Below are 18,344 nucleotides of genomic sequence, written 5' to 3'. Positions count from 1 at the left end.
GCCGGGGCGGGCCGCCCTACGGTGAGCTCATCCGTTCCGACCCGGAGGGGGCCGCGTGGACCTGCACCTCGCCGACCGCGTCGCGATCGTCACCGGTGCGGGCCGGGGCATCGGGCTCGCGGCGACCCGCGCCCTCGCCGGGGAGGGCGCCCACGTGGTCGCGGGCTCCCGCACGGTCACGCCGCAGCTGCTGGCCCTCGAGGCGGAGGGCCGGGTGCATCCGGTGCAGGTCGACCTGACCGCCGAGGCGGCCCCGGCGGCCCTCGTGGAGCGGGCCGACGCGCTCGGCGGCGCGACGATCCTCGTCAACAACGTCGGCGGCGTGAAGCTGCGCACCGAGGGCTTCCTGGCGCTCGGCGACGACGAGTGGATGGCGACCCTCACCCTCGATTTCCTCGCGGCGGTGCGCATGACGCGGGCCGCGATCCCGGCGATGGTGCGTGCGCAGGTCGGCAACGTCGTGACGATCGCGTCGGTCAACGCGTTCCTGCCGGACCCGGGCGTGATCGACTACTCGGCGGCCAAGGCGGCGCTCTGGAACGTCTCCAAGGCCCTGTCGAAGGAGTTCGGTCCGGCCGGTCTGCGTTTCAACACGATCAGCCCGGGGCCGGTGGCGACCGACCTCTGGCTCGGCGAGCACGGCGTCGCCGCCACCATCGCCGCGTCGCGGGGCGTCGACGTCGACACGGCGCGGTCCGAGGCCATCGCCGAGCAGGGCGGCTTCTCGACCGGCCGCTTCACCACCGCCGAGGAGGTCGCCGATCTCGTGCTCCTCCTCGCGAGCGACCGAGCGGGCAACGTGACCGGTGCCGACATCCTGATCGACGGCGGATTCGTCAAGACCCTGTAGGCCCCCACCCACCCCCGACGAAAGGGAAAGACATGTCGAAGCCGCACGTGCTGTTCATCCACGGGCTCTGGATCCACTCGAGCGCCTGGGCGCCGTGGGCCGCCCTGTTCGCCGAGCGCGGGTACACCTCGAGTGCGCCGGGCTGGCCGGGCGACCGCGACACGGTGGCCGAGACCCGGGACGACCCGTCGGGCATGAACGACGTCGGCATCGAGGCGATCTGCCGGCACTACGCCGACCTGATCGAGGCGATGCCCGAGAAGCCGTTCGTCGTCGGCCACTCCTTCGGCGGCCTCATCGCGCAGGAGCTGCTCGCCAACAACTACGTGGTCGGCGCCGTCGCGATCGACCCGGCGCCGATCAAGGGCGTGACGAAGCTGCCGTTCTCGCAGCTGCGATCGGGGCTGCCGGTGCTCGGCAATCCCGCCAACCGATCGCGCACGGTCGCCCTCACGGCCAAGCAGTTCCACTACAGCTTCGGCAATGCGATCACGGAGGAGGAGTCGGACGCGCTGTTCGAGCAGTGGACGATCCCCGGCCCCGGCCGGCCGCTGTTCGAGGATGCCACCGCGAACTTCTCGCGCACGTCGCCCGCCGCCGTCGACACCCACGTCGCGGATCGCGGCCCGCTGCTGCTGACATCCGGCACCGAGGACCACACCGTGCCCCTCACGGTCACGCGTGCCGTCGTCGAGCTCTACGCCTCAGGACCGTCGGTCACGGACTTCCACGAGTTCCCGGGCAAGGGTCACTCGCTGACCATGGACGCCGGCTGGCGCGAGGTGGCGGAGGTCTGCCTCGACTGGATGTCGTCCAAGGGGTTCTGAGCGGACGGCAGCGGCGCGCCGAGCCGCGCGAGTTCGCGCAGTGCGGTCTCGCCCGGCGTGCCCGGCGCGGCGTGGTAGATGACGAGCACGGGGTCGTCGCTGCCGGCGAAGCACAACCGCTCGAAACGCAGCTCGAAGTCGCCGACCAGCCGATGGTGGATCCGGTTCACCCCCGAGGACGCCGGTGTGACGTCGTGCCTCGCCCACAGCGCCGCGAAGTCCGGGCTCGCGTCGCTCAGCTCGGCGACGAGGGGCGCCAGCCGTGGATCCTGCGGAGGCGCCGCCGCCTGGAGGCGCAGATAGGCGACCAGCCGCATCCGCATCTCGTCGAGGTTCAGATAGAGCTCGCCGAGCCGGCTGTCGAGGAAGACGGCTCGCATGAGGTTCACCCCGGGCGAGAACACCGGCGACAGGGCCCGCGCGAGCGGATTCGACTCGATCACCTCGAGCACTCGGTCATGCGCGAACGCCGGGGTGCCGGCGAGCGAGCCGACGAGCGCGGCCATGTCGGCGGATGTCGTGAGCGGCCGCCCCTGCGGGTCGCGCGACAGACCGGCGAGCAGGCGCAGGTAGTCCTCCGCCGCGTGGTCGAGGAGCAGCGCACGCGCGAGCGCCGCGACGACCCGCGGCGACGGGCGGCGCTCCCCCCTGCTCCAGCCGGATGTAGTACTCGGCGCTGATCCCGGAGCGCAGCGCCACCTCTTCGCGTCGCAGCCCCGGCACCCGGCGACGGCGCACGCCGGTCTCGAGCCCGACGTCGGCGGGATGGACGGCCTCGCGCCGCGCGCGCAGGAACTCTCCCAGCTGGCCATCCACCATGCGCACACAGTAGCGACGGCCGGCGCGACGGGGGGCCGAGGTCATAGCATCAAGTACTCATCACCTTCCTGATGCTCCGCGCCACGGTGCTGTCCAGCGTCCCCGTCATCCGGGTGCTCGGGGACATCGCGGTCAGTGCGGACGACGGCACGATCTACGGAAGCCCGATCGACGGCTCCGGAACCGTCCTCTCGATCGACCCGACGACCGGCACGGTGACGCGTGCCTTCACCGTCACCGGGCCGGGCGCTTCGGCCAGCTACAACAGCCTGACCGCGCTCCCCGCCGGGGAGCTGCTGCAGGGGATCTCGACATCCTGAACGACGGCGGCGTGATCGCGCTCGTGGCCGTCTCGGGCGACGACACGATCGGTCACCTCCTGCGGCTGCATCCGGACGGCACGAGCACGACCGTCGGCACCGTGCCCGCGGGGTTCGGGGTGGCGCGCATCGGCGACGCCGTCTACCTGTCGGATGCCGTCACCGGCGTGATCCGGAAGATCGCCGCAGTGCCGGCGACCTCCTCGACCGATCCGCTCCCGACGACCGACGTCGCCGAACTGCAGAACGGCCCGGTCTACGGCCTCGCAGCCGGGGCCGACTCGGGAGCCTGCACGACGACGGCCGACCCGGCCCCGCCGAGCCGCCCCGAGTTGGCCGCAACGGGAATCGATGCGTGGGGCGCGATGCTCACCGCGCTCGGCCTGCTGGCCGCCGGATCGGGACTCGCGTCGATCCGGATGCGCCGGCGGTCCCCCGCCCGCCCCTGATCGGCGCGTCGGCACCAGCCGGCGACACGACGAATCGCCACGAGCCGGCTGCGGCCCGGCGCGCGGGCGTGCCGATAGCGTCATGCCTCAGCACGAGGAGGACGCATGGCGAAGACGCCTGACGCGGGTGACCCGACGCGTACCGCGCGAGCGCTGCTGGCGAGGGTTCCCGTCGTGACGTGGGTCGGCATCGGCGTGATGGGCGTGCTCGCGATCCCGTTCGTCGCGACCGGTGGATTCCCGGGACTGCTCGTGTTCCTCGGGCTCGCCGTGCTCGTCACCGCGATCTACGTCGTCGCGACGCGGCGGAGGTCGTGGCTGCGGCTGCCGACGCGGACGGTCGGCGTGCTCGTGCTCGTCGGCGGCGTCGTGCTCACGTCGATCGGCGCGGTCACGCTTCCGCGTCAGCCGGTGTCGCCGAGTGCGGCGGGGTCGAGCGTGTCGGAGCGGCCCGAGCCGGGCGCGACGCGGCATCCCACGCCCACTCCGTCGGCGACCTTCAGCGACGAATCCCCCGCCGACCCGGATGCCGTCACCACCCCCGCCATGAGCGGCGCCGCCGCCGTCGACCGGTCGGTGACGAGCAACACGACGGCTCTCGCTCTGCTGGCGAAGCTGCCGGTCAAGGGCGCGCCCCGATGACCGGCTACAACCGTACGGCCGACTTCGGCGCCGCCTGGCTGGATGTCGATCGCAACGGGTGCGACACCCGCAACGACGTGCTCGCGCGCGACCTCGCGGGCATCGCGCGCTCGGGGGCGTGCCGGGTGATGTCGGGCACGCTGGTCTCGCCGTACACGAACGGCATCATCCACTTCGTGCGCGGCGTGACCACGTCGGCCGAGGTGCAGATCGACCACGTCGTCTCGCTCGGGGATGCCTGGCAGACCGGCGCCCAGCAGCTCACCACCGCGCAGCGCACCTCGCTCGCGAACGACCCGCTCAACCTGCTCGCGGTCGACGCCCACTCGAACGAGCAGAAGCGCGACGGCGATGCCGCGACCTGGCTGCCGGCGGCGACGTCGTTCCGCTGCAGCTACGTCGCGCGGCAGATCTCGGTGAAGGTCAGCTACCGCCTGTGGGTGACGCAGGCCGAGCGCGACGCGATGGCCCGCGTCCTGAGCGCATGCCCCGGCGAGGCGGCCGGCACCTCGCCGTTCGCGACCGCGCCGGTGCCGGTGCCGACCCGGGCACCCGCGACGGCGCCGGCGCCCCGGCCCGCGGCGCCCGCTCCCGCCCCGAAACCCGCGGCACCGAAGCCGGCCGCGCCGCGCGTGGTCACCCCGGGGGCGTTCTGCTCCCCGAGGGAGCGCGCGGAGTCACCAGCAAGGGCACCCCGATGGTCTGCTCCCACAAGGTCGGCGACCCGCGGCTGCGCTGGCGGTCGGCGGGCTGACCCGGCCGTCCGGCGCGGGCCGGGGCGCGGTGCCTACGATCAAGACGTGACTGTCGCCGCCTCGGATGCCCGTGCCGGTCTGGCCGATGACGAAGTCCTGGCGCTGCGCCGGGACTTCCCCTCCTCGGGAGCGCGGTCAACGGGCATCCGCTCGCCTACCTGGATTCCGGGGCGACCTCCCAGCGCCCGCGTGCGGTGCTGGATGCCGAGCGCGAGTTCCTCGAGACCGAGAACGCGGCCGTGCACCGCGGTGCTCACAAGCTCGCCGCCTTCGCGACGGAGCGCTTCGAGGACGCCCGCGAGACGGTCGCCTCCTTCATCGGCGCCGCGACCGACGAGGTCGTCTGGACCCCGGGGGCGACCGCGGCCGCCAACCTGCTCGCGTACGCCATGGGCAACGCGCGGGCCGGATCCCGATTCGCGCTCGGGCCCGGCGACGAGATCGTCGCGACCGAGGCCGAGCACCACGCGAACCTCATCCCGTGGCAGGAGCTCGCCGCGCGCACCGGCGCGACGTTCCGCTACGTCCCCCTCGACGACCGCGGCGCGCTCGACCTGAGCCGCCTCGACGAGGTCGTCACGCCACGCACCCGCGTGCTCGCGTTCGCGCACGTGTCGAACGTGCTCGGCACCGTGGCGCCCGTGGCGGAGCTGGTGGCCGCCGCGCGTCGGGTGGGCGCGCTGGTCGTGCTCGACGCGTGCCAGTCGGCGCCGCACCTCCCCATGGATGTCACCTCGCTCGACGTGGACTTCCTCTTCTTCTCGGCCCACAAGATGCTCGGGCCGACCGGCGTCGGCGTGCTGTGGGGACGCCGCGAGCTGCTCGCCGACCTGCCGCCGTTCCTCACCGGCGGGTCGATGATCACGACCGTCACCATGGAGCGCGCGGAGTTCCTGGCACCGCCGCAGCGCTTCGAAGCCGGCACGCAACCCGTCTCGCAGGCGATCGGCCTCGCGGCGGCGATCGGCTACCTCAGCGCGATCGGCATGGATCGCATCGCGGCCCGGGAGCGCGAGCTCGGCACCGAGATGGTCGAGCGGCTGTCGGCGATCGACCAGGTGACCGTGCTCGGCTCCGACTCCGGCGCCCCGCGCACGGGGATCGCGTCGTTCGTCGTCGACGGCATCCACGCTCACGACGTGGGCCAGCTCCTCGACGACCGCGGCATCGCCGTGCGGGTCGGCCACCACTGCGCGCAGCCGCTGCACCGCCGCTACGGCGTGACCGCGACGACCCGGGCGAGCGCCTACCTCTACACCACCCGCGACGAGATCGACCGGCTGGTCGACGGCGTGCGCGACGCCGTCGCCTTCTTCGGGGGACGGCATGAGCACCGAGCTGGAGCAGCTGTACCAGGAGGTCATCCTCGACCACGCGAAGCACCCGCACGGCCGGGGGCTGCGCGGCGGCACCGCGGCCAGCTCGCACCAGATCAACCCCACGTGCGGCGACGAGGTCACCTTCGAGCTGCACCTCGGCACCGACGGCCGCGTCGCGGACGGCCGGTGGGGGCCACGGCTGCGCGATCTCGCAGGCCTCCGCCTCGCTGCTCAGCGTCGTCGTGCCGGGTCTGTCGCCGGCGGAGCTGCGCGAGCGCATCGACGGCTTCCGCACCGCGCTGCGCTCCCGCGGCGCGATCGCACCCGACGAGGATCTCGTGGGCGACGCCGCCGCGCTCGCGGGCGTCTCGCGCTACCCGGCGCGCGTCAAGTGCGCGATGCTCGCGTGGGTCGCGGCGGAGGATGCGCTGAACCGCGGGGCGGTCGGCTGACCCCGGAACGTCACCGCCCGCGCTCATCGGATACCGCACCGCGACATCATCCGGGTCGGGGGCTACTGTGACGGCCATGGGATGGCTGGACAGGCTCCGCGCTAAACAGCACAAGACCGATGCCGAGATCGCGGCTCAACGCGCGGGCGGCCGCTGGGAGAACGAGGGCGGCGCGCTCGCCCCGGATGAGGGGAAGCCTCAGGGCGCATCGGACCCGGACGACGCCCACGACGACAGCGACGGCCGCGCGAAATAGCCGACCTGCGCCGGCGGCGTCAGGCCCGTCGACGCCGCAGCGCCACGAACGCGACGCCGGCACCCATCAGCAACACCGCGAGCGCGAGCAGCGCCGCGACGTCGTCGACGCCCGTTGCGGGCAGGGTCTTCGCACCGGTGCTCGCCGGCTGCACGGCGACGGTGACGGCGAACGGGTCGCTCGTTGCGACGGTCGAACCGCCGACGACGAGCTCGAGCGTGTAGTCGCCCGCCGGAACCGACGGCATCGTGAACGTCACCGTGGCGGGGTCGCCGGCGACGTCGATGGTGCCGGTACCCAGCTGGGCCTGCGTCTGTGCGAGCCGGATTGCGAACTCCGTGCCCGGGGCAAGAGTTCCGACCGTCGTGGTCGCCTTCGACCCCGTCACGACCGTGGTCGAGGGGGCGCTGATCGTCGGTTGAAGCGAGTAGGTGATCGTGATCGACCCGGCGCCCGCGTTCGCGGCGGTCGACACGGCATCCAGCCCCGCGGCTAGGTAGCCCGACCCTCCGCCGCCGGCTCCGGCTTCTTCGTCGGGGTACTGGGCGAGGTTGTTGGAGGATCCGCCGCCACCGCCGCCGGCATAGCCCCCGCCGCCCTGAGCCGCGGGGTAAGCGGCAGACGGGCTGCCGCCGACGCCCGGCGTGATCGTGCCGTCGGACGCGACCGATGCGACAGTGCCCGCGGAGCCCCGGACGATCACGTCGGGAGTCGTGCTGGGCTGACCCGGGGTCGAGCCGACGGCACCGGTGCCGGCCGCGTGGAATCCGGGCGCGTCGGTCCCGTCGAGGCCATTCGCCGAAGCGGTCGAGTATCCGCCTGCGCCGCCCAGCGGCGAGCTGCCTCCGTCGACGGTCGCGCCACCGCCGCCACCACCACCGGCGACTACCACGAACCCGGCAGCCGTTGCGATGTAACTACCGCCACCGCCGCTTCCGATGTCACCGTCGGATCGCTGCCCATGATCACCCGCGAGCAGGTGAAGGGTGTCGCCGTTGTAGAGCGTTCCCAGGTCGACGGTGATCTGCCCTCCGGCGCCCCCGTTGGCTGCGCCCCAGGTGCTGTCACCGCCCGCACCTGCCGCAACGACCACCGACACGTCGGACGCGTTGGCGGGCACGGCCCAGGTCGATTCCGCCCCCGGCGACACGGTCACCGTGCACGAACTCACGCAGGCCGGTGCCGCCGACGCGGGCGCAGACAGCGCCAGCACCCCCACCGCGACCGCTGAGACACCGACCAAGGGGAAAAGCAGAGACTTCAACAAGGGACGGGCTCCAAGCACAAAGGGGGCGGTCCAAGAACCCTACCGGCGGATCGGAGCCCGTCCGGGCCTTGCCGCGGATCCGCCTGCCCCCAAGTGGGGGCGATCCGATGTCCGGGCGCGCCCCGCGTCGAGGCTCTACCGGCCCGCGCCGGGACCTGGCGGTTCCTGCGGGATCCCGGCGGCGCGCACCGTGATGTAGAGGCGGTGCGCCGTCACGACGAGAGCGAGCCAGGCGAGCCCGAGCGCCCATCCGGCCAGTACGTCGGTGAACCAGTGATGCCCGAGGTAGACGCGGCTGAGCCCGATCGACACGGCGAACACCGCGGCGACCGCGATCGTCAGAGTCCTCGCGGCGAGTGTCTGCTGCCGCAGCACGAGCAGGTAGGCGACGACGCCCGCGATCACCGTGGCGTTCAGCGTGTGACCGCTCGGAAACGACGGCGAGAACTCGAAGGGCCGCACCGCGTCGATCAGGGGCGGCCGGTCGCGGTCGATGATGTCCTTGCCCCCGATCGTCATCGCGAGCGACCCCAGCCCCGCGGCCGCGATGAGGATCGCCGGAGTCCACGACCTCCGGCGCAGCGACAGCACGAGGATCGCGACGACGGCGATCACCGGCATCCCGATCGGCCCGGCGATGTCGGTGTAGCCCGTCACGATCGAGTTCGCCAGCGGCGATCTCAGGCGGATCGCGACGTCGAGCAGCGGACGATCGAGCCCGGCGACCCCGTCGGACTCGGTGACGGCGTCGTAGATCCGCGACGCGATGAAGCTGAGCAGGATGGCGATGGCGACGCCGATCACCAGGATCGCGACGAGCGCCCGACGCGCACCGATCCCCCGAGCGACCCGGGCAACGAACGCCGCCAGGGCCCTACCGAGCGGCGTGTACCAGTGCGTCAGGTCGAGCGAGCCGACCGTGCGGTCGCGCTGGGGTTCCTCAGCGTCGCCGGCTGATCCGCGGCGCGTTGGGTCGGAACTCCCTCCGCTGCCCGGCCTGTGCACCATCCACTGACCGTAGATGGCGGCCGCTGGGAATCACTTCGGGGTTCGGTTCTGACCCCGAACGCGGTCTCGACGAAGCAGATCGGCTCCCGGCCCCACCCGAACCGCGTCGCGCGTGCGAAGGCAACGCAATGGCGGCTACCCTCCGAGCAACGCTCAACGACTTGGAGCAACGCATGGCCGAAGAGAAGCCCTAGAACGCCGCCCGCCTCATCCCGACTTCTGGAATCAATGGAGCCGAGGAGCAAGAACGGCGAGGGACGTCGGCACTGCTGGCCGTGATGAACTCCGTTCGCGAATACGGGCGAGCCGTGACCACGCCCTTCGGGGCACCGGCCGGCGCGATGGAGACGTTCATCGAGGTGCCGTTCGAGCTGGGCGGGAAGAAGGTCTTTCCCGACGGCCTGATCCGGGTCAAGTGGGGCAAGAAGGTCTGGGTAGCCCTCGTCGAGGTGAAGACCGGCACCAACGAGCTCCAGCGCGAACAGCTCGAGAACTACCTCGACGTGGCACGTGAACACCACTTCGACGCCCTCATCACGATCTCGAACGAGATCGCGCCCGCGCCCGGCGTGCACCCGACGGTGGTCGATGGCCGCAAGCTCCGGTCCGTTGCGATGTACCACCTTTCGTGGTCCGAGGTGCTCACGCTCGCCGTGATGCAACGGGAGTTCCGCGGGGTGGCCGACCCGGACCAGGCCTGGATCCTCGGCGAACTGATCCGCTATCTCGAGCATCCGAAATCCGGGGCTCTGGAGTTCTCGGACATGGGCGCGAGTTGGGTCCCCGTTCGGGATGCGGTGACCTCGGGCACTCTCCGCAAGGCCGACAAGGACGCGGCCGAGGTCGCGGGCCGATTCGACGCGCTTCTTCGGTTCGCGTCCCTGAAACTCGGGCAGCGCCTCGGCGCGGAGGTCACCCAGGTGCTCTCGCGAGCCGAAACGACGGACCCTGTGCTGCGGACGACGGCGCTGACGAACATGCTCGTAACCGACGGCGTCCTGCGCGGCCAGGTCCGCATCCCGAACACCGTCTCGCCGCTCACCGTGACCGCCGATCTTCGCGCGGGACAGGTGACCTGCTCCTTCGACCTCACAGCACCGACCGACGGGAGGGCGACGACACGGGTCAATTGGATGCTGCGACAGCTGAAGGACTCGCCCGACTCCTCCGCGTCGAGGCGTTCGTCGCCCGTCAGCGAGCCGGAACTGCGGAATTGCTCGGCGTCGCACGGGCGAACCCTGCGACGCTGATCGCCGACCCGACGAAGGAGCTGAAGTCCTTCACGGTCACCTACCTGGGCAAGATGGGCACCGCACGCTCCTCCGGCCGGAACGGGTTCATCGACTCCGTGGTGGACGCGGTCATGTCGAGCTACGAAATGATCGGTCAACGCCTCAAGGACTGGTCGGCCGCACCGCCCCGGTTGCGTCGACCGGACGAGGTCGAAATCGAGAAGAAGGTCAGGAGCGATCTGCCCTCGGCCGCGCTGTCTTCCCAGGACGAAGGGAACGAGCCGATGGCCACTCGATCAAGCGAGCTGGGGCCGGCCTGACGCCAACTCCTCGTCCGGTTCGCAGCACACGTCGGCCGGCGCGCGGGGGTCGCGGACGTGCCCCCGCTGGGATTCGAACCCAGACTGTGCCGATTTTAAGTCGGCTGCCTCTGCCGGTTGGGCTACGGGGGCGGTCGACGTGACGCTACCGCGCTCGGGAGGCGTGGAATCCCATCGGCACGCGCGAAGCTAGGGCACTCCCCGGCCGCCACATCCACCTCCGCGTCCGGAGCGGCGGCTCGGCGGCGGCGGCGTGCGGCGCCCACCAGGAGGGCGGCGGCCACGACGGTCAGGCCGCCGGCGACGGCCGTGGTGACGCGCGGTCCGGTCAGCTGCACCGCCGTGCCCGCGCCGATCCCTGCGAGGAGGGAGCCGACCGCGAGGGCGTTCGCGAACGCGGCTGCGGCCGCCGCCACGCGGGGCGCCATCAGTTCGCGCAGGGCCTCGATGCCCGCGACGCCCGTCACGGCGAGTGCGACGCCGCGCAGCAGCTGTGCGGCGACGATCACCCCGATGCTCGGGGTCGCGGCCAGCACCACGAAGTAGAGCGTGAAGAGGAGGGAGCAGGCGACGAGGATCCACGACGTGCCCCGGTTGCGGATCAGCCGGCTGCCGAGGAACGCGGCCGGCACCTCGACGGCGGCGCAGACGCCGAACGTGACGCCGACCCACACCGGATCGGCGTGAGCCGGTCCGGTGAGCAGCAGCGGCAGCGCGAACGACCCCACGAACATCGCGAGGTGGAAGACGGCGACGGCCGCGATCGTCAGGCGCGTTCCCGGTCGGCGGATGGACGCACCGGATGCCGCCCCGCCCACGGCCGGCCGCGCATCCGGGTTCTGCGCAGCGCTCGGACGGCGCAACCTCAGCCCGACCGTCACGAGGGCGCCGACCCCGAGGAGGATGCCGCCGACGATGAACAGCCAGCGGTAGCCGACCGCGGCGACGATGACGCTCGCGGCGAGCGGGCCGAGCGCCCACGCCAGCGACCATCCCGCTCGGAGCGCGCCGGTCGCCATCCCGCTTCCGGGCGAGGTCGCCGACGCGCGCTCGAGGGCGAAGACCTGCGGAAAGCCCACGGCGCTGGCGCCCGCCAGCAGCACCCCGAGCAGCACCGGCACGAAGCCCGATGCTGCGGCCAGCGCGATGAAGCCCGCCGCCGCGATCAGCAGCGCGACGACGAGCGGGACGCGGCTGACGCGGCGGTCGACGATCCGCCCCGCCAGCAGCGTCAGCGCGATCCCGCTCAGGGTCGAGGCCGACGTCGCCACTCCGGTCTCGATCGACGAGAGACCGAGGCCCGACGTGAAGTACAGCACCAGGAACGACGCCGTGACGGAGTCCGCCAGGCCGAGCACGACCAGCAGGCCGACGAACGGCGCCAGCCGGGCGGTCACGCTCTGCGTTCCGGCCATGGTCACCGACGGTACGCACCGCCGGTGACATCGCGCGGGCTACACCTCCGGCAGCCACACCCGCATCGTCGAGGGACCGCGGCGGGCCCAGCGGTAGTACGGGATCAGCTTCACCGACCGGGCGTCCCCGGCCGAGCGTGACGGGGCCGGGTTCGCGTACGGCCAGGGCGCGTCGGCCACGGCCTCCGGCACCACCGTCACCGAGACCTCGCCGTCGAACTGGGCCGGGTGGTCGACGAGCGGCTGGTCCGAGCGGACGATCACGTCGTTGACCGACGTGCCGAGGTCGACCGACTCGAGGGCCATCACGAGCGGACCGCGCTCCACGGCGACGGAGCCGCGGACGGCATCCACGCGCGGGTCGGGGCGCGTCCAGCGCGGCTGCATCGGCAGCTCGAGCTCGACGACGTCGCCGGCGGCCCACGACCGCTCGACGACGTGCGCCCCGGTCGGCACCGCGACCGCGTCCGAGCCGGCGACCGCGACGGTCGCGCCCTCGGCCCACGCCGGCACCCGCAGGGTCAGCGCCCACGGCTCCTCGCGGGTCTCGTCGACGGTCACGCGGATCGATCCCGTGCGCGGGTAGTCCGTGTCGACGTGCAGCGCCACGGCCGAGCCATCGCCGAGGGCGGTCGCGATCATCGCGGGGGCGTACTGGTGCAGCTGGATGCCGTCGTCCGTCACCGAGGCGAGGTACGCGCCGAGCGAGGCGAACGTGCGCGCGACGTTCGTCGGGCAGCACGAGACGTTGAACCACGGAGCCCGGAGGCTCGACGACGCGCGCGGCGACGCGACGTCGGGCGGCGGCACGGCGCCGGGCTCGCGCTGGTGCAGCGTGTTCGTGTAGAAGAACGAGCGGCCGTCCTCGGCGGGCGACGCGGCCACGACGTTGAAGAGCATGCGCTCGACCAGGTCGCCGTAGCCCTCCTCGCCCGTCGCCAGCAGCATCCGGTGATGCACCATGATCGACGCGATGCCGGCGCAGGTCTCGGAGTAGGAGCGGTCCGGCGGCAGCTCGTGGTCGAGGCCGAACGACTCGCCCTCGTGGTGCGCGCCCATGCCGCCCGTCAGGTAGGTGCGGCGGGCGACCGTGGTCGACATCTGGGAGCGCAGGATGTCGAGCAGCTCCGCGTCGTCGTCCTCGACCGCGACATCCACCGCTCCGGCCGTCAGATACAGGGCCCGCACCGCGTGCCCGCGCAGCACGGTCGCCTCCCGCACCGGAACGTCGTCCTGGAAGTAGCTGCGGCCGAACTCGATGTCGCCCAGCACCCCGTGACCGCGGCGCTCGATGAACAGCCGCGCCTGCGCGAGGTACTTCGGGTCGCCCGTGTAGCGCGACCACTCGGCGAGCGCGACCTCGATCTCGGGGTGCCCGTCGACGCTCTGGATGCCGTCCGGCCCGAACGCCTCGCACACGTGATCGGCGACCCGGCGCACGATCTGCACGAACTCGTCCTCGCCGGTGGTGCGGGCGCGCGCGATGCCGGCCTGGATCAGGTGGCCGTAGCTGTAGAGCTCGTGCCCCCACTCGAGGTCGCTGTACCGCGGGGCCTGTCCGGGGCGGCCGAAATTGGTGTTGAGGTAGCCGTCCGGCTCCTGCGCGCGGGCGATGCGGGCGGTCAGCGCGCGGAAGCGGCCGTCCATCTCCGCGTCGCCGGTGCGGCCGATCTCCCAGGCCATGGCCTCCATCAGCTTGTAGACGTCGGAGTCGGCGAACGACTTGCCGGTGTGCGCCCCGGCATCCGGCCCTCGACGGCCGCGTCGAAGTTGCCCGCCCAGCCGATGCGCTCGACCCACTCCTCGCAGTGCTGGATGAGCGCCGTGCCGTTCACCCGCTGCCGGTCGCCCCAGAAGCCGCCGGTGATCGTCACCTCATCGAGGCCGAGCGGGCGCAGGACGCCGCGCGACGGCGCGATGGGGCGGCCGTGGCCGGCGAGAGTGGTGGCAGAAGTGTCGGTCATTCGCAGTTCTCTGATCGTTCGGGCAGAAGGCGTCGCGGTCAGCGCCGGGTCACTTCACCGCGCCGACCGTGAGCCCTCGCGGAGCAGGCGGTAGGTGGCGGCGAAGAGGATGAGGATCGGGATCGACGTGATGACCGACAGCGCCATGAGCGCCGGCCAGTCGATGCCGAACGCCGAGACCTGCTGCGCGAGCAGCGCGCTCAGCGGGTAGGTGCCCGGCGAGAGCAGGAAGTTGATCGCGTAGAGGAACTCGCCCCAGCAGATGAGGAACACCAGGGTCGCCGTCGTCGCGACGCCGTTCCGCGCCACCGGCAGCACGATCGAGAAGAACCGGCGCACGATGCCGGCGCCGTCGATGGATGCCGACTCCTCGAGCGCGATCGGCACCGCGCGGAAGAACGGCCGCAGCAGCACGATCGCGAACGGCGTCAGCAGCGCGGCATCCGCGAGCACGAGCCCGGACGTGCTGTCGAGCAGCCCCCACGAGCCGAAGATCTGGAAGAGCGGGATGACGGTGGCGGTCTGCGGCATCATCTGCAGCACGATCAGCAGCGCGAGCGCGATCGTCACCCACCGCCCGCCGACCCGCGCCAGCGCGTACGCGCACGGGATCGCGACGGCCAGCACGAGCACCATCGTGGATGTCGAGATGATGAGCGACTGCGCGAGAGCCGGCCACAGATCCTGACCCTCGAACGCCCGCACGTAGGCGTCGAGCGTGGGCGTGAAGATGATCGAGGCCTGGGTGCCGATGACCTCGTCGGAGCTCTTGATCGAGGTGAGCAGGATCCACAGGATCGGGATGCCGTACATCACGAACAGCAGCACCTGCAGGATGATCGCGACCGGCCCCGAGCGACCCCGCGGGTTGCGCGGCCGGCGACGGGTGGCGGTGGCGGTCTCGGTGACGCGCGACACGGCGACGGCGCTCATGACTCGAGCTCCTCTCGGCGCACACTGCGCGCGTAGACGATGGCCAGAACCAGCACGAAGATCGCCGCGAGCACCGCGGTCGAGGATCCGAGCCCGTAGTCGTTGCGCACGAACGCCTGCAGGTAGCCGAGGAACGGCAGTGTGTTCGTGGCCTTGCCCGGCCCGCCGTAGGTCATGACGTAGATGAAGTCGAAGCTGCGGAACGCGTACACGATCGTCAGCACCGCGAGCACGAGGCTCGTCGGCCGCACGGCGGGCAGCAACACGTAGCGCAGCTCCTGCCACGGGCGGGCGCCGTCGATCTGGGCGGCCTCGAAGATCTCATCCGGGATGCCGAGGATCGAGGCGCGGAACACGAGCGCGTTGAACGGGATGATCGCCCACGAGTTCACGAGCGCGATCGAGACGAGCGCGAAGTGCTCGTCGAACAGGAAGGGGATCGACGGCAGGCCGACCGTGTGCAGCATCGTGTTGAACAGCCCGGCGTCGCCGAGAAGGAACTTCCAGACGCTGCCGTTGACGACCGGCGGCAGGGCCCACACGAAGACCATGAGGCCCAGCAGGATGCCGCCCAGCCTCCCGGAGCGGCGCAGCGCCACCGCCGCGACGAGCCCGCCCACGAGGCCGAGCACGGTGACGATGACGACGAACAGCAGCGTGTTGGTGATGCCGATCTGCAGGTCGCCCTGCTGCCATCCGGTGACGATGTTGCCGAACCCGATAAAGGCCAGTCGGCGTCGAGCGTCGCCGTCGTCACCGCGCTCACGCTCATCCGCACCAGTTGGCTGAGCGGGTAGAACGAGAGCACCCCGAGCAGGATCACCGCGGGGATGACCCCGAGCCAGCGCCGGTCGAATCGGCGGCGGCGCCTCGGGAGGGGCACGCGACCCCGCGACGGTGTGCGCGCCTGCGCGGCACGCGCATCGATCGTGGTCATGTGCCCCTCCTCGGCCCTACTGTCTGGTGCTGACTAGTGGACGGTCAGTTCACGTAGCCCTTGAGCTTGGCGGCTAGCTGGTCGGCCGCATCCTTCGGGCTCGTCGTGCCGCCGATGACACCGCTCCAGGTCTGCCCGACGGCGAGCTGGAGGTCGGCGATCGAGGCGGGCTTGACCGCGTCGTCGGGGTAGTTGGCCCCGAACTCCTTGATCGAGTCGGCGAACGGCTTCAGCATCGGGTCGGACGCGATCGACGGGTCGGCCGCGGCATCCGCACGCGACGGGATGCTGCCCACGGCCTTCAGCGAGTCGAGCTGACCCTGCTTGGAGAGGAAAGTCTCGGCGAGGTACTTCCACGCCATGTCGGGGTTCTTGCTGTACTTGCCGATCCCCTGACCCTCGCCACCGAGGTAGGTCTTGCCGTGCGCGCCGAGCGGCAGCGGCGCGACGCCGTACTGGAACTTCGCGTCGGTCTTGGCGCCGCCGATCTGCCAGTTGCCGTTCTCGGCGAACAGCGTGCCGCCCGCCTCCCACTTCTGGAAGGGCACGGTCTGATCCCAGGTCACGGCCTCCTTGGAGAGCCAGCCCTTGTTCACCCAGTTCTGCACGGTGGTGAAGGCCTTGGTGAGGTCGGCCGCGCTGGGGTTCTTATAGCTGAACCCGGCGTCGGTCAGCCACGGGTAGGCCTGCCACTCGCCCTGACCCTGCGGCAGGCCGCAGACGGTGATGCCGGCGTAGCCGGCCGCCTTCGCCTTGGCCATGTCGGCCTCGAGCTCGGACATCGACGTCGGCGGGGCGCTGATGCCCACCTTCTTCATGAGGTCGGCGTTGTACCAGAGGCCGAGCAGGTTGACGTAGCCCTGCACGGCGTAGGTGGTGCCGTCGACCTTGTGGATGACGGACTTCGAGATCTGCGACGCGTCTTTGAACTTCGACAGGTACTTGTCGATCGGCAGCAGCGTGTCGCCGAGCGCGTAGGTGCCGGCCTCGGCGCCGTTGAAGACGACGATGTCCGGACCCTTGTGGGCGCGGGCCGCGTTGATGGTCTTCTGCTGGATCTGGTCGTACGGCACGTAGACGTTGTCGACGGTGTACCCGGGGTGGTTCTTCTCGAACGTCTTCGCGTAGGTGCTCATGAGGCCGCGCTGCGCGGTCTCGGCGGCGGAGAAGTAGCTCCAGACCGTGATCGTCTTGCTCGAGCCGCTGCCGGAGCCGCCGGAGCCGCCGCCGGAGCACGCGGCGAGGCCGAGTGCCGCGGTCGCGACCGCCGCGGTGACGGCGACGGTCCGCAGGATCCGGGCGGAACGACGAAGAGACGGCCGGGAGGGCCGCGGTTCTGCGCTGAACTGCATGGTGGACGTCCTTCTGGTTGCGAGGAAGCGCCGTCAGGGCGACGGTGCCCGACCCTCCCGATACGAAAATACCGAAAAGGTTTTCTGTGACTGTAGCCTTCCATGCTCCGACGGGTCAAGCCCCTAGGATGTGCCTACCCGGATCGCGCTGCGGAAGGAGGCGATGCGCAGTGGCCACCAGCAATCCCGGCTTCGACGGGCGACGCGCCGCCACCCTCCGCGACGTCGCCGCCCTCGCCGGGGTGTCGATCGCGACCGCCTCGAAAGCGCTCAACGGCCGCGATCAGGTGCATCCCGAAACACGCGAAAGGGTCATTGCGGCGGCGGCGAAGGTCGCGTTCCGTCCCAACCCGATGGCGCAGGGCCTGCTGCGCGGGCAGACCGGAACCGTCGGCCTGCTCACCGACGACCTCGTCGGCCGATTCAGCCTGCCGATCCTGATGGGCGCCGAAGACGAGTTCGGCAGCGGCAGCGTCTCGGTCTTCCTCGCCGACGCGCGCGGGGACGCGATCCGCCAGCGGCACCACCTGCACGCGTTCCTCGACCGGCGCGTCGACGGCCTCATCGCCGTGGCCTCCAACACCGACCCCCGGGCGACCCTCGGGCGCGAGCTGCCGATCCCGGTCATCTACGCCTACGGCCCCTCACTCGACCCGGACGACACCTCGCTCGTGCCCGACAACGTCAGCGCGGGCGAGATCGCCGTGGAGCACCTGGTGACCACCGGGCGCCGGCACCTGGCGCTGATCTCGGGCGACGAGGCCTACCTCGCGGCGCGCGACCGCACCGAGGGCGTGCAGCGCGCGGTCGCCGCCGCCGGCCTCTCGCTGGTCGAGCAGGTCATGTACGGCTCGTGGAGCGAGGCGTGGGGTCGCACGGCCACCCGCGCGCTCGTCGACCGGGTGCCGGAGCTCGACGGGATCATCTGCGCGAGCGATCAGATCGCGCGCGGCTCGCTCGACGCGCTCCGCGATCTCGGAGTGCCGGTACCGGAGCGCGTGGCGGTGCTCGGCTTCGACAACTGGGAGGCGGTCGTCGCCGACTCGCGCCCGCCGCTCACGAGCGTCGATATGAACTTCGAGGCGCTCGGTCGCGCCGCCGCCCGCCGCCTGACCCAGGCGATGTCGGGCGAGCGGCACGCCGGCGGCGTCGAGAAGCTGCCGGTGCGGCTCGTGGCGCGCGCGTCGACCGCGCGCGTCTGAGCGCGCGCGTCTGAGCGAGGGCGTC

General features: G+C 71.6%; 21 protein-coding genes, 1 tRNA gene and 3 pseudogenes. 12 read left to right on the top strand and 13 right to left on the bottom strand.

The window, feature by feature from the left end; genetic code table 11:
- The first annotated feature begins 55 nt into the window (after positions 1-55).
- Positions 56-850, top strand: coding sequence for an SDR family NAD(P)-dependent oxidoreductase (locus tag QQK35_RS14535; protein WP_284254795.1), 795 nt, complete (start codon positions 56-58; stop codon positions 848-850).
- Between the two features lie 32 nt (positions 851-882).
- A complete protein-coding gene (locus tag QQK35_RS14530) occupies positions 883-1,677 on the top strand; it encodes an alpha/beta hydrolase (RefSeq protein ID WP_284254793.1) in 795 nt (264 codons plus the stop codon).
- Here QQK35_RS14530 and QQK35_RS14525 read toward each other — a convergent pair.
- On the bottom strand, positions 1,599-2,183 hold the full coding sequence (locus QQK35_RS14525) for an MmyB family transcriptional regulator (protein WP_431311813.1): 585 nt from the start codon (positions 2,181-2,183) through the stop codon (positions 1,599-1,601). The genes QQK35_RS14530 and QQK35_RS14525 overlap by 79 nt on opposite strands.
- Positions 2,134-2,496 carry a helix-turn-helix domain-containing protein gene (locus QQK35_RS20560; protein ID WP_431311812.1) on the bottom strand — a complete coding sequence of 121 codons (363 nt, stop codon included), beginning with the start codon at positions 2,494-2,496 and terminating at the stop codon, positions 2,134-2,136. Before QQK35_RS20560 ends, QQK35_RS14525 begins: the two co-directional genes overlap by 50 nt.
- A gap of 71 nt (positions 2,497-2,567) precedes the next feature.
- Between QQK35_RS20560 and QQK35_RS14520 the strand changes: the two genes are divergently transcribed.
- The 3 genes from QQK35_RS14520 (at position 2,568) to QQK35_RS14510 (ending at position 3,907) form a co-directional block, all read left to right on the top strand.
- The gene (locus QQK35_RS14520; protein WP_284254791.1) at positions 2,568-2,816 is read left to right on the top strand and encodes a hypothetical protein; all 249 of its coding nucleotides are present in this window, start codon (positions 2,568-2,570) and stop codon (positions 2,814-2,816) included.
- 11 nt (positions 2,817-2,827) lie between these two features.
- Positions 2,828-3,265 carry an LPXTG cell wall anchor domain-containing protein gene (locus tag QQK35_RS14515; RefSeq protein WP_284254790.1) on the top strand — a complete coding sequence of 146 codons (438 nt, stop codon included), beginning with the start codon at positions 2,828-2,830 and terminating at the stop codon, positions 3,263-3,265.
- A 105-nt stretch (positions 3,266-3,370) separates the two neighbouring features.
- A complete protein-coding gene (locus tag QQK35_RS14510; RefSeq protein ID WP_284254789.1) occupies positions 3,371-3,907 on the top strand; it encodes a hypothetical protein in 537 nt (178 codons plus the stop codon).
- 4 nt (positions 3,908-3,911) lie between these two features.
- Here the strand turns inward: QQK35_RS14510 and QQK35_RS14505 are convergent, their stop codons facing one another.
- Positions 3,912-4,211 (bottom strand): hypothetical protein, encoded by a 300-nt coding sequence (locus QQK35_RS14505; RefSeq protein WP_284255789.1) that lies wholly within the window; start codon positions 4,209-4,211, stop codon positions 3,912-3,914.
- Between QQK35_RS14505 and QQK35_RS14500 the strand changes: the two are divergent.
- Positions 4,111-4,323 (top strand): annotated as a pseudogene (locus tag QQK35_RS14500) (HNH endonuclease family protein); the annotation flags it as partial. The gene QQK35_RS14505 and the pseudogene QQK35_RS14500 overlap by 101 nt on opposite strands.
- Before the next feature lie 11 nt (positions 4,324-4,334).
- Here QQK35_RS14500 and QQK35_RS14495 read toward each other — a convergent pair.
- A complete protein-coding gene (locus tag QQK35_RS14495) occupies positions 4,335-4,547 on the bottom strand; it encodes a hypothetical protein (RefSeq protein ID WP_284255788.1) in 213 nt (70 codons plus the stop codon).
- A 273-nt stretch (positions 4,548-4,820) separates the two neighbouring features.
- Here QQK35_RS14495 and QQK35_RS14490 point away from each other — a divergent pair.
- From QQK35_RS14490 to QQK35_RS14480, 3 genes and pseudogenes are all read left to right on the top strand, one after another.
- Positions 4,821-5,918: pseudogene (locus QQK35_RS14490) on the top strand (aminotransferase class V-fold PLP-dependent enzyme); the annotation flags it as partial.
- A gap of 70 nt (positions 5,919-5,988) precedes the next feature.
- Positions 5,989-6,433, top strand: a pseudogene (gene sufU, locus QQK35_RS14485) (Fe-S cluster assembly sulfur transfer protein SufU).
- A gap of 76 nt (positions 6,434-6,509) precedes the next feature.
- The gene (locus QQK35_RS14480; RefSeq protein WP_284254788.1) at positions 6,510-6,689 is read left to right on the top strand and encodes a hypothetical protein; all 180 of its coding nucleotides are present in this window, start codon (positions 6,510-6,512) and stop codon (positions 6,687-6,689) included.
- A 19-nt stretch (positions 6,690-6,708) separates the two neighbouring features.
- Here the strand turns inward: QQK35_RS14480 and QQK35_RS14475 are convergent, their stop codons facing one another.
- Both QQK35_RS14475 and QQK35_RS14470 read right to left on the bottom strand, forming a co-directional pair.
- Positions 6,709-7,932, bottom strand: a complete 1,224-nt coding sequence (locus tag QQK35_RS14475) for an LPXTG cell wall anchor domain-containing protein (RefSeq protein WP_284254787.1) — start codon at positions 7,930-7,932, stop codon at positions 6,709-6,711.
- A 159-nt stretch (positions 7,933-8,091) separates the two neighbouring features.
- A complete protein-coding gene (locus QQK35_RS14470; protein ID WP_284254786.1) occupies positions 8,092-8,964 on the bottom strand; it encodes a phosphatase PAP2 family protein in 873 nt (290 codons plus the stop codon).
- 308 nt (positions 8,965-9,272) lie between these two features.
- Between QQK35_RS14470 and QQK35_RS14465 the strand changes: the two genes are divergently transcribed.
- Entirely contained in the window at positions 9,273-10,214 is a 942-nt protein-coding gene (locus QQK35_RS14465; RefSeq protein WP_284254785.1) for a hypothetical protein, read from the top strand.
- Positions 10,178-10,516: a hypothetical protein gene (locus QQK35_RS14460; RefSeq protein ID WP_284254783.1), complete on the top strand. Its 339-nt coding sequence runs from the start codon at positions 10,178-10,180 to the stop codon at positions 10,514-10,516. The genes QQK35_RS14465 and QQK35_RS14460 overlap by 37 nt, the downstream gene beginning before the upstream one ends.
- Positions 10,517-10,574: 58 nt before the next feature.
- On the opposite strand, the gene QQK35_RS14455 is transcribed toward QQK35_RS14460, so the two are convergent.
- The 7 genes from QQK35_RS14455 to QQK35_RS14430 form a co-directional block, all read right to left on the bottom strand.
- A tRNA-Leu gene (locus QQK35_RS14455) sits at positions 10,575-10,648 on the bottom strand.
- Positions 10,639-11,931: an MFS transporter gene (locus QQK35_RS14450; RefSeq protein WP_284254782.1), complete on the bottom strand. Its 1,293-nt coding sequence runs from the start codon at positions 11,929-11,931 to the stop codon at positions 10,639-10,641. The genes QQK35_RS14455 and QQK35_RS14450 overlap by 10 nt, the downstream gene beginning before the upstream one ends.
- A gap of 39 nt (positions 11,932-11,970) precedes the next feature.
- Entirely contained in the window at positions 11,971-13,614 is a 1,644-nt protein-coding gene (locus QQK35_RS14445; RefSeq protein WP_348534955.1) for a glycoside hydrolase family 127 protein, read from the bottom strand.
- Between the two features lie 8 nt (positions 13,615-13,622).
- The gene (locus QQK35_RS19915; protein WP_348534954.1) at positions 13,623-13,895 is read right to left on the bottom strand and encodes a hypothetical protein; all 273 of its coding nucleotides are present in this window, start codon (positions 13,893-13,895) and stop codon (positions 13,623-13,625) included.
- Between the two features lie 54 nt (positions 13,896-13,949).
- Positions 13,950-14,828 carry a carbohydrate ABC transporter permease gene (locus QQK35_RS14440; RefSeq protein WP_284254781.1) on the bottom strand — a complete coding sequence of 293 codons (879 nt, stop codon included), beginning with the start codon at positions 14,826-14,828 and terminating at the stop codon, positions 13,950-13,952.
- Positions 14,825-15,460 carry a carbohydrate ABC transporter permease gene (locus QQK35_RS14435; RefSeq protein WP_284254780.1) on the bottom strand — a complete coding sequence of 212 codons (636 nt, stop codon included), beginning with the start codon at positions 15,458-15,460 and terminating at the stop codon, positions 14,825-14,827. Before QQK35_RS14435 ends, QQK35_RS14440 begins: the two co-directional genes overlap by 4 nt.
- A 349-nt stretch (positions 15,461-15,809) precedes the next feature.
- Positions 15,810-17,117 (bottom strand): sugar ABC transporter substrate-binding protein, encoded by a 1,308-nt coding sequence (locus QQK35_RS14430; RefSeq protein WP_284254779.1) that lies wholly within the window; start codon positions 17,115-17,117, stop codon positions 15,810-15,812.
- 170 nt (positions 17,118-17,287) lie between these two features.
- On the opposite strand from QQK35_RS14430, the gene QQK35_RS14425 reads away from it, so the two are divergent.
- Positions 17,288-18,319, top strand: a complete 1,032-nt coding sequence (locus tag QQK35_RS14425; protein WP_284254778.1) for a LacI family DNA-binding transcriptional regulator — start codon at positions 17,288-17,290, stop codon at positions 18,317-18,319.
- Positions 18,320-18,344 lie beyond the last annotated feature (25 nt).

Origin of the sequence: Pseudolysinimonas kribbensis (assembly GCF_030161895.1) — a bacterium.
Classification (GTDB): Bacteria; Actinomycetota; Actinomycetes; order Actinomycetales; family Microbacteriaceae; genus Pseudolysinimonas; species Pseudolysinimonas kribbensis.
This window is presented reverse-complemented; position numbering and strand designations above follow the sequence as displayed.

Coding starts and splice junctions, on each gene's coding strand:
- QQK35_RS14445 (WP_348534955.1), bottom strand. CDS start 13,614: ATGGCCTGGGAGATCGGCCGCACCGGCGACGCGGAGATGGACGGCCGC.
- QQK35_RS14525 (WP_431311813.1), bottom strand. CDS start 2,183: ATGGCCGCGCTCGTCGGCTCGCTCGCCGGCACCCCGGCGTTCGCGCAT.
- QQK35_RS14470 (WP_284254786.1), bottom strand. CDS start 8,964: ATGGTGCACAGGCCGGGCAGCGGAGGGAGTTCCGACCCAACGCGCCGC.
- QQK35_RS19915 (WP_348534954.1), bottom strand. CDS start 13,895: ATGACCGACACTTCTGCCACCACTCTCGCCGGCCACGGCCGCCCCATC.
- QQK35_RS14440 (WP_284254781.1), bottom strand. CDS start 14,828: ATGAGCGCCGTCGCCGTGTCGCGCGTCACCGAGACCGCCACCGCCACC.
- QQK35_RS14520 (WP_284254791.1), top strand. CDS start 2,568: ATGCTCCGCGCCACGGTGCTGTCCAGCGTCCCCGTCATCCGGGTGCTC.
- QQK35_RS14530 (WP_284254793.1), top strand. CDS start 883: ATGTCGAAGCCGCACGTGCTGTTCATCCACGGGCTCTGGATCCACTCG.
- QQK35_RS14510 (WP_284254789.1), top strand. CDS start 3,371: ATGGCGAAGACGCCTGACGCGGGTGACCCGACGCGTACCGCGCGAGCG.
- QQK35_RS14430 (WP_284254779.1), bottom strand. CDS start 17,117: ATGCAGTTCAGCGCAGAACCGCGGCCCTCCCGGCCGTCTCTTCGTCGT.
- QQK35_RS20560 (WP_431311812.1), bottom strand. CDS start 2,496: ATGGTGGATGGCCAGCTGGGAGAGTTCCTGCGCGCGCGGCGCGAGGCC.
- QQK35_RS14450 (WP_284254782.1), bottom strand. CDS start 11,931: ATGGCCGGAACGCAGAGCGTGACCGCCCGGCTGGCGCCGTTCGTCGGC.
- QQK35_RS14480 (WP_284254788.1), top strand. CDS start 6,510: ATGGGATGGCTGGACAGGCTCCGCGCTAAACAGCACAAGACCGATGCC.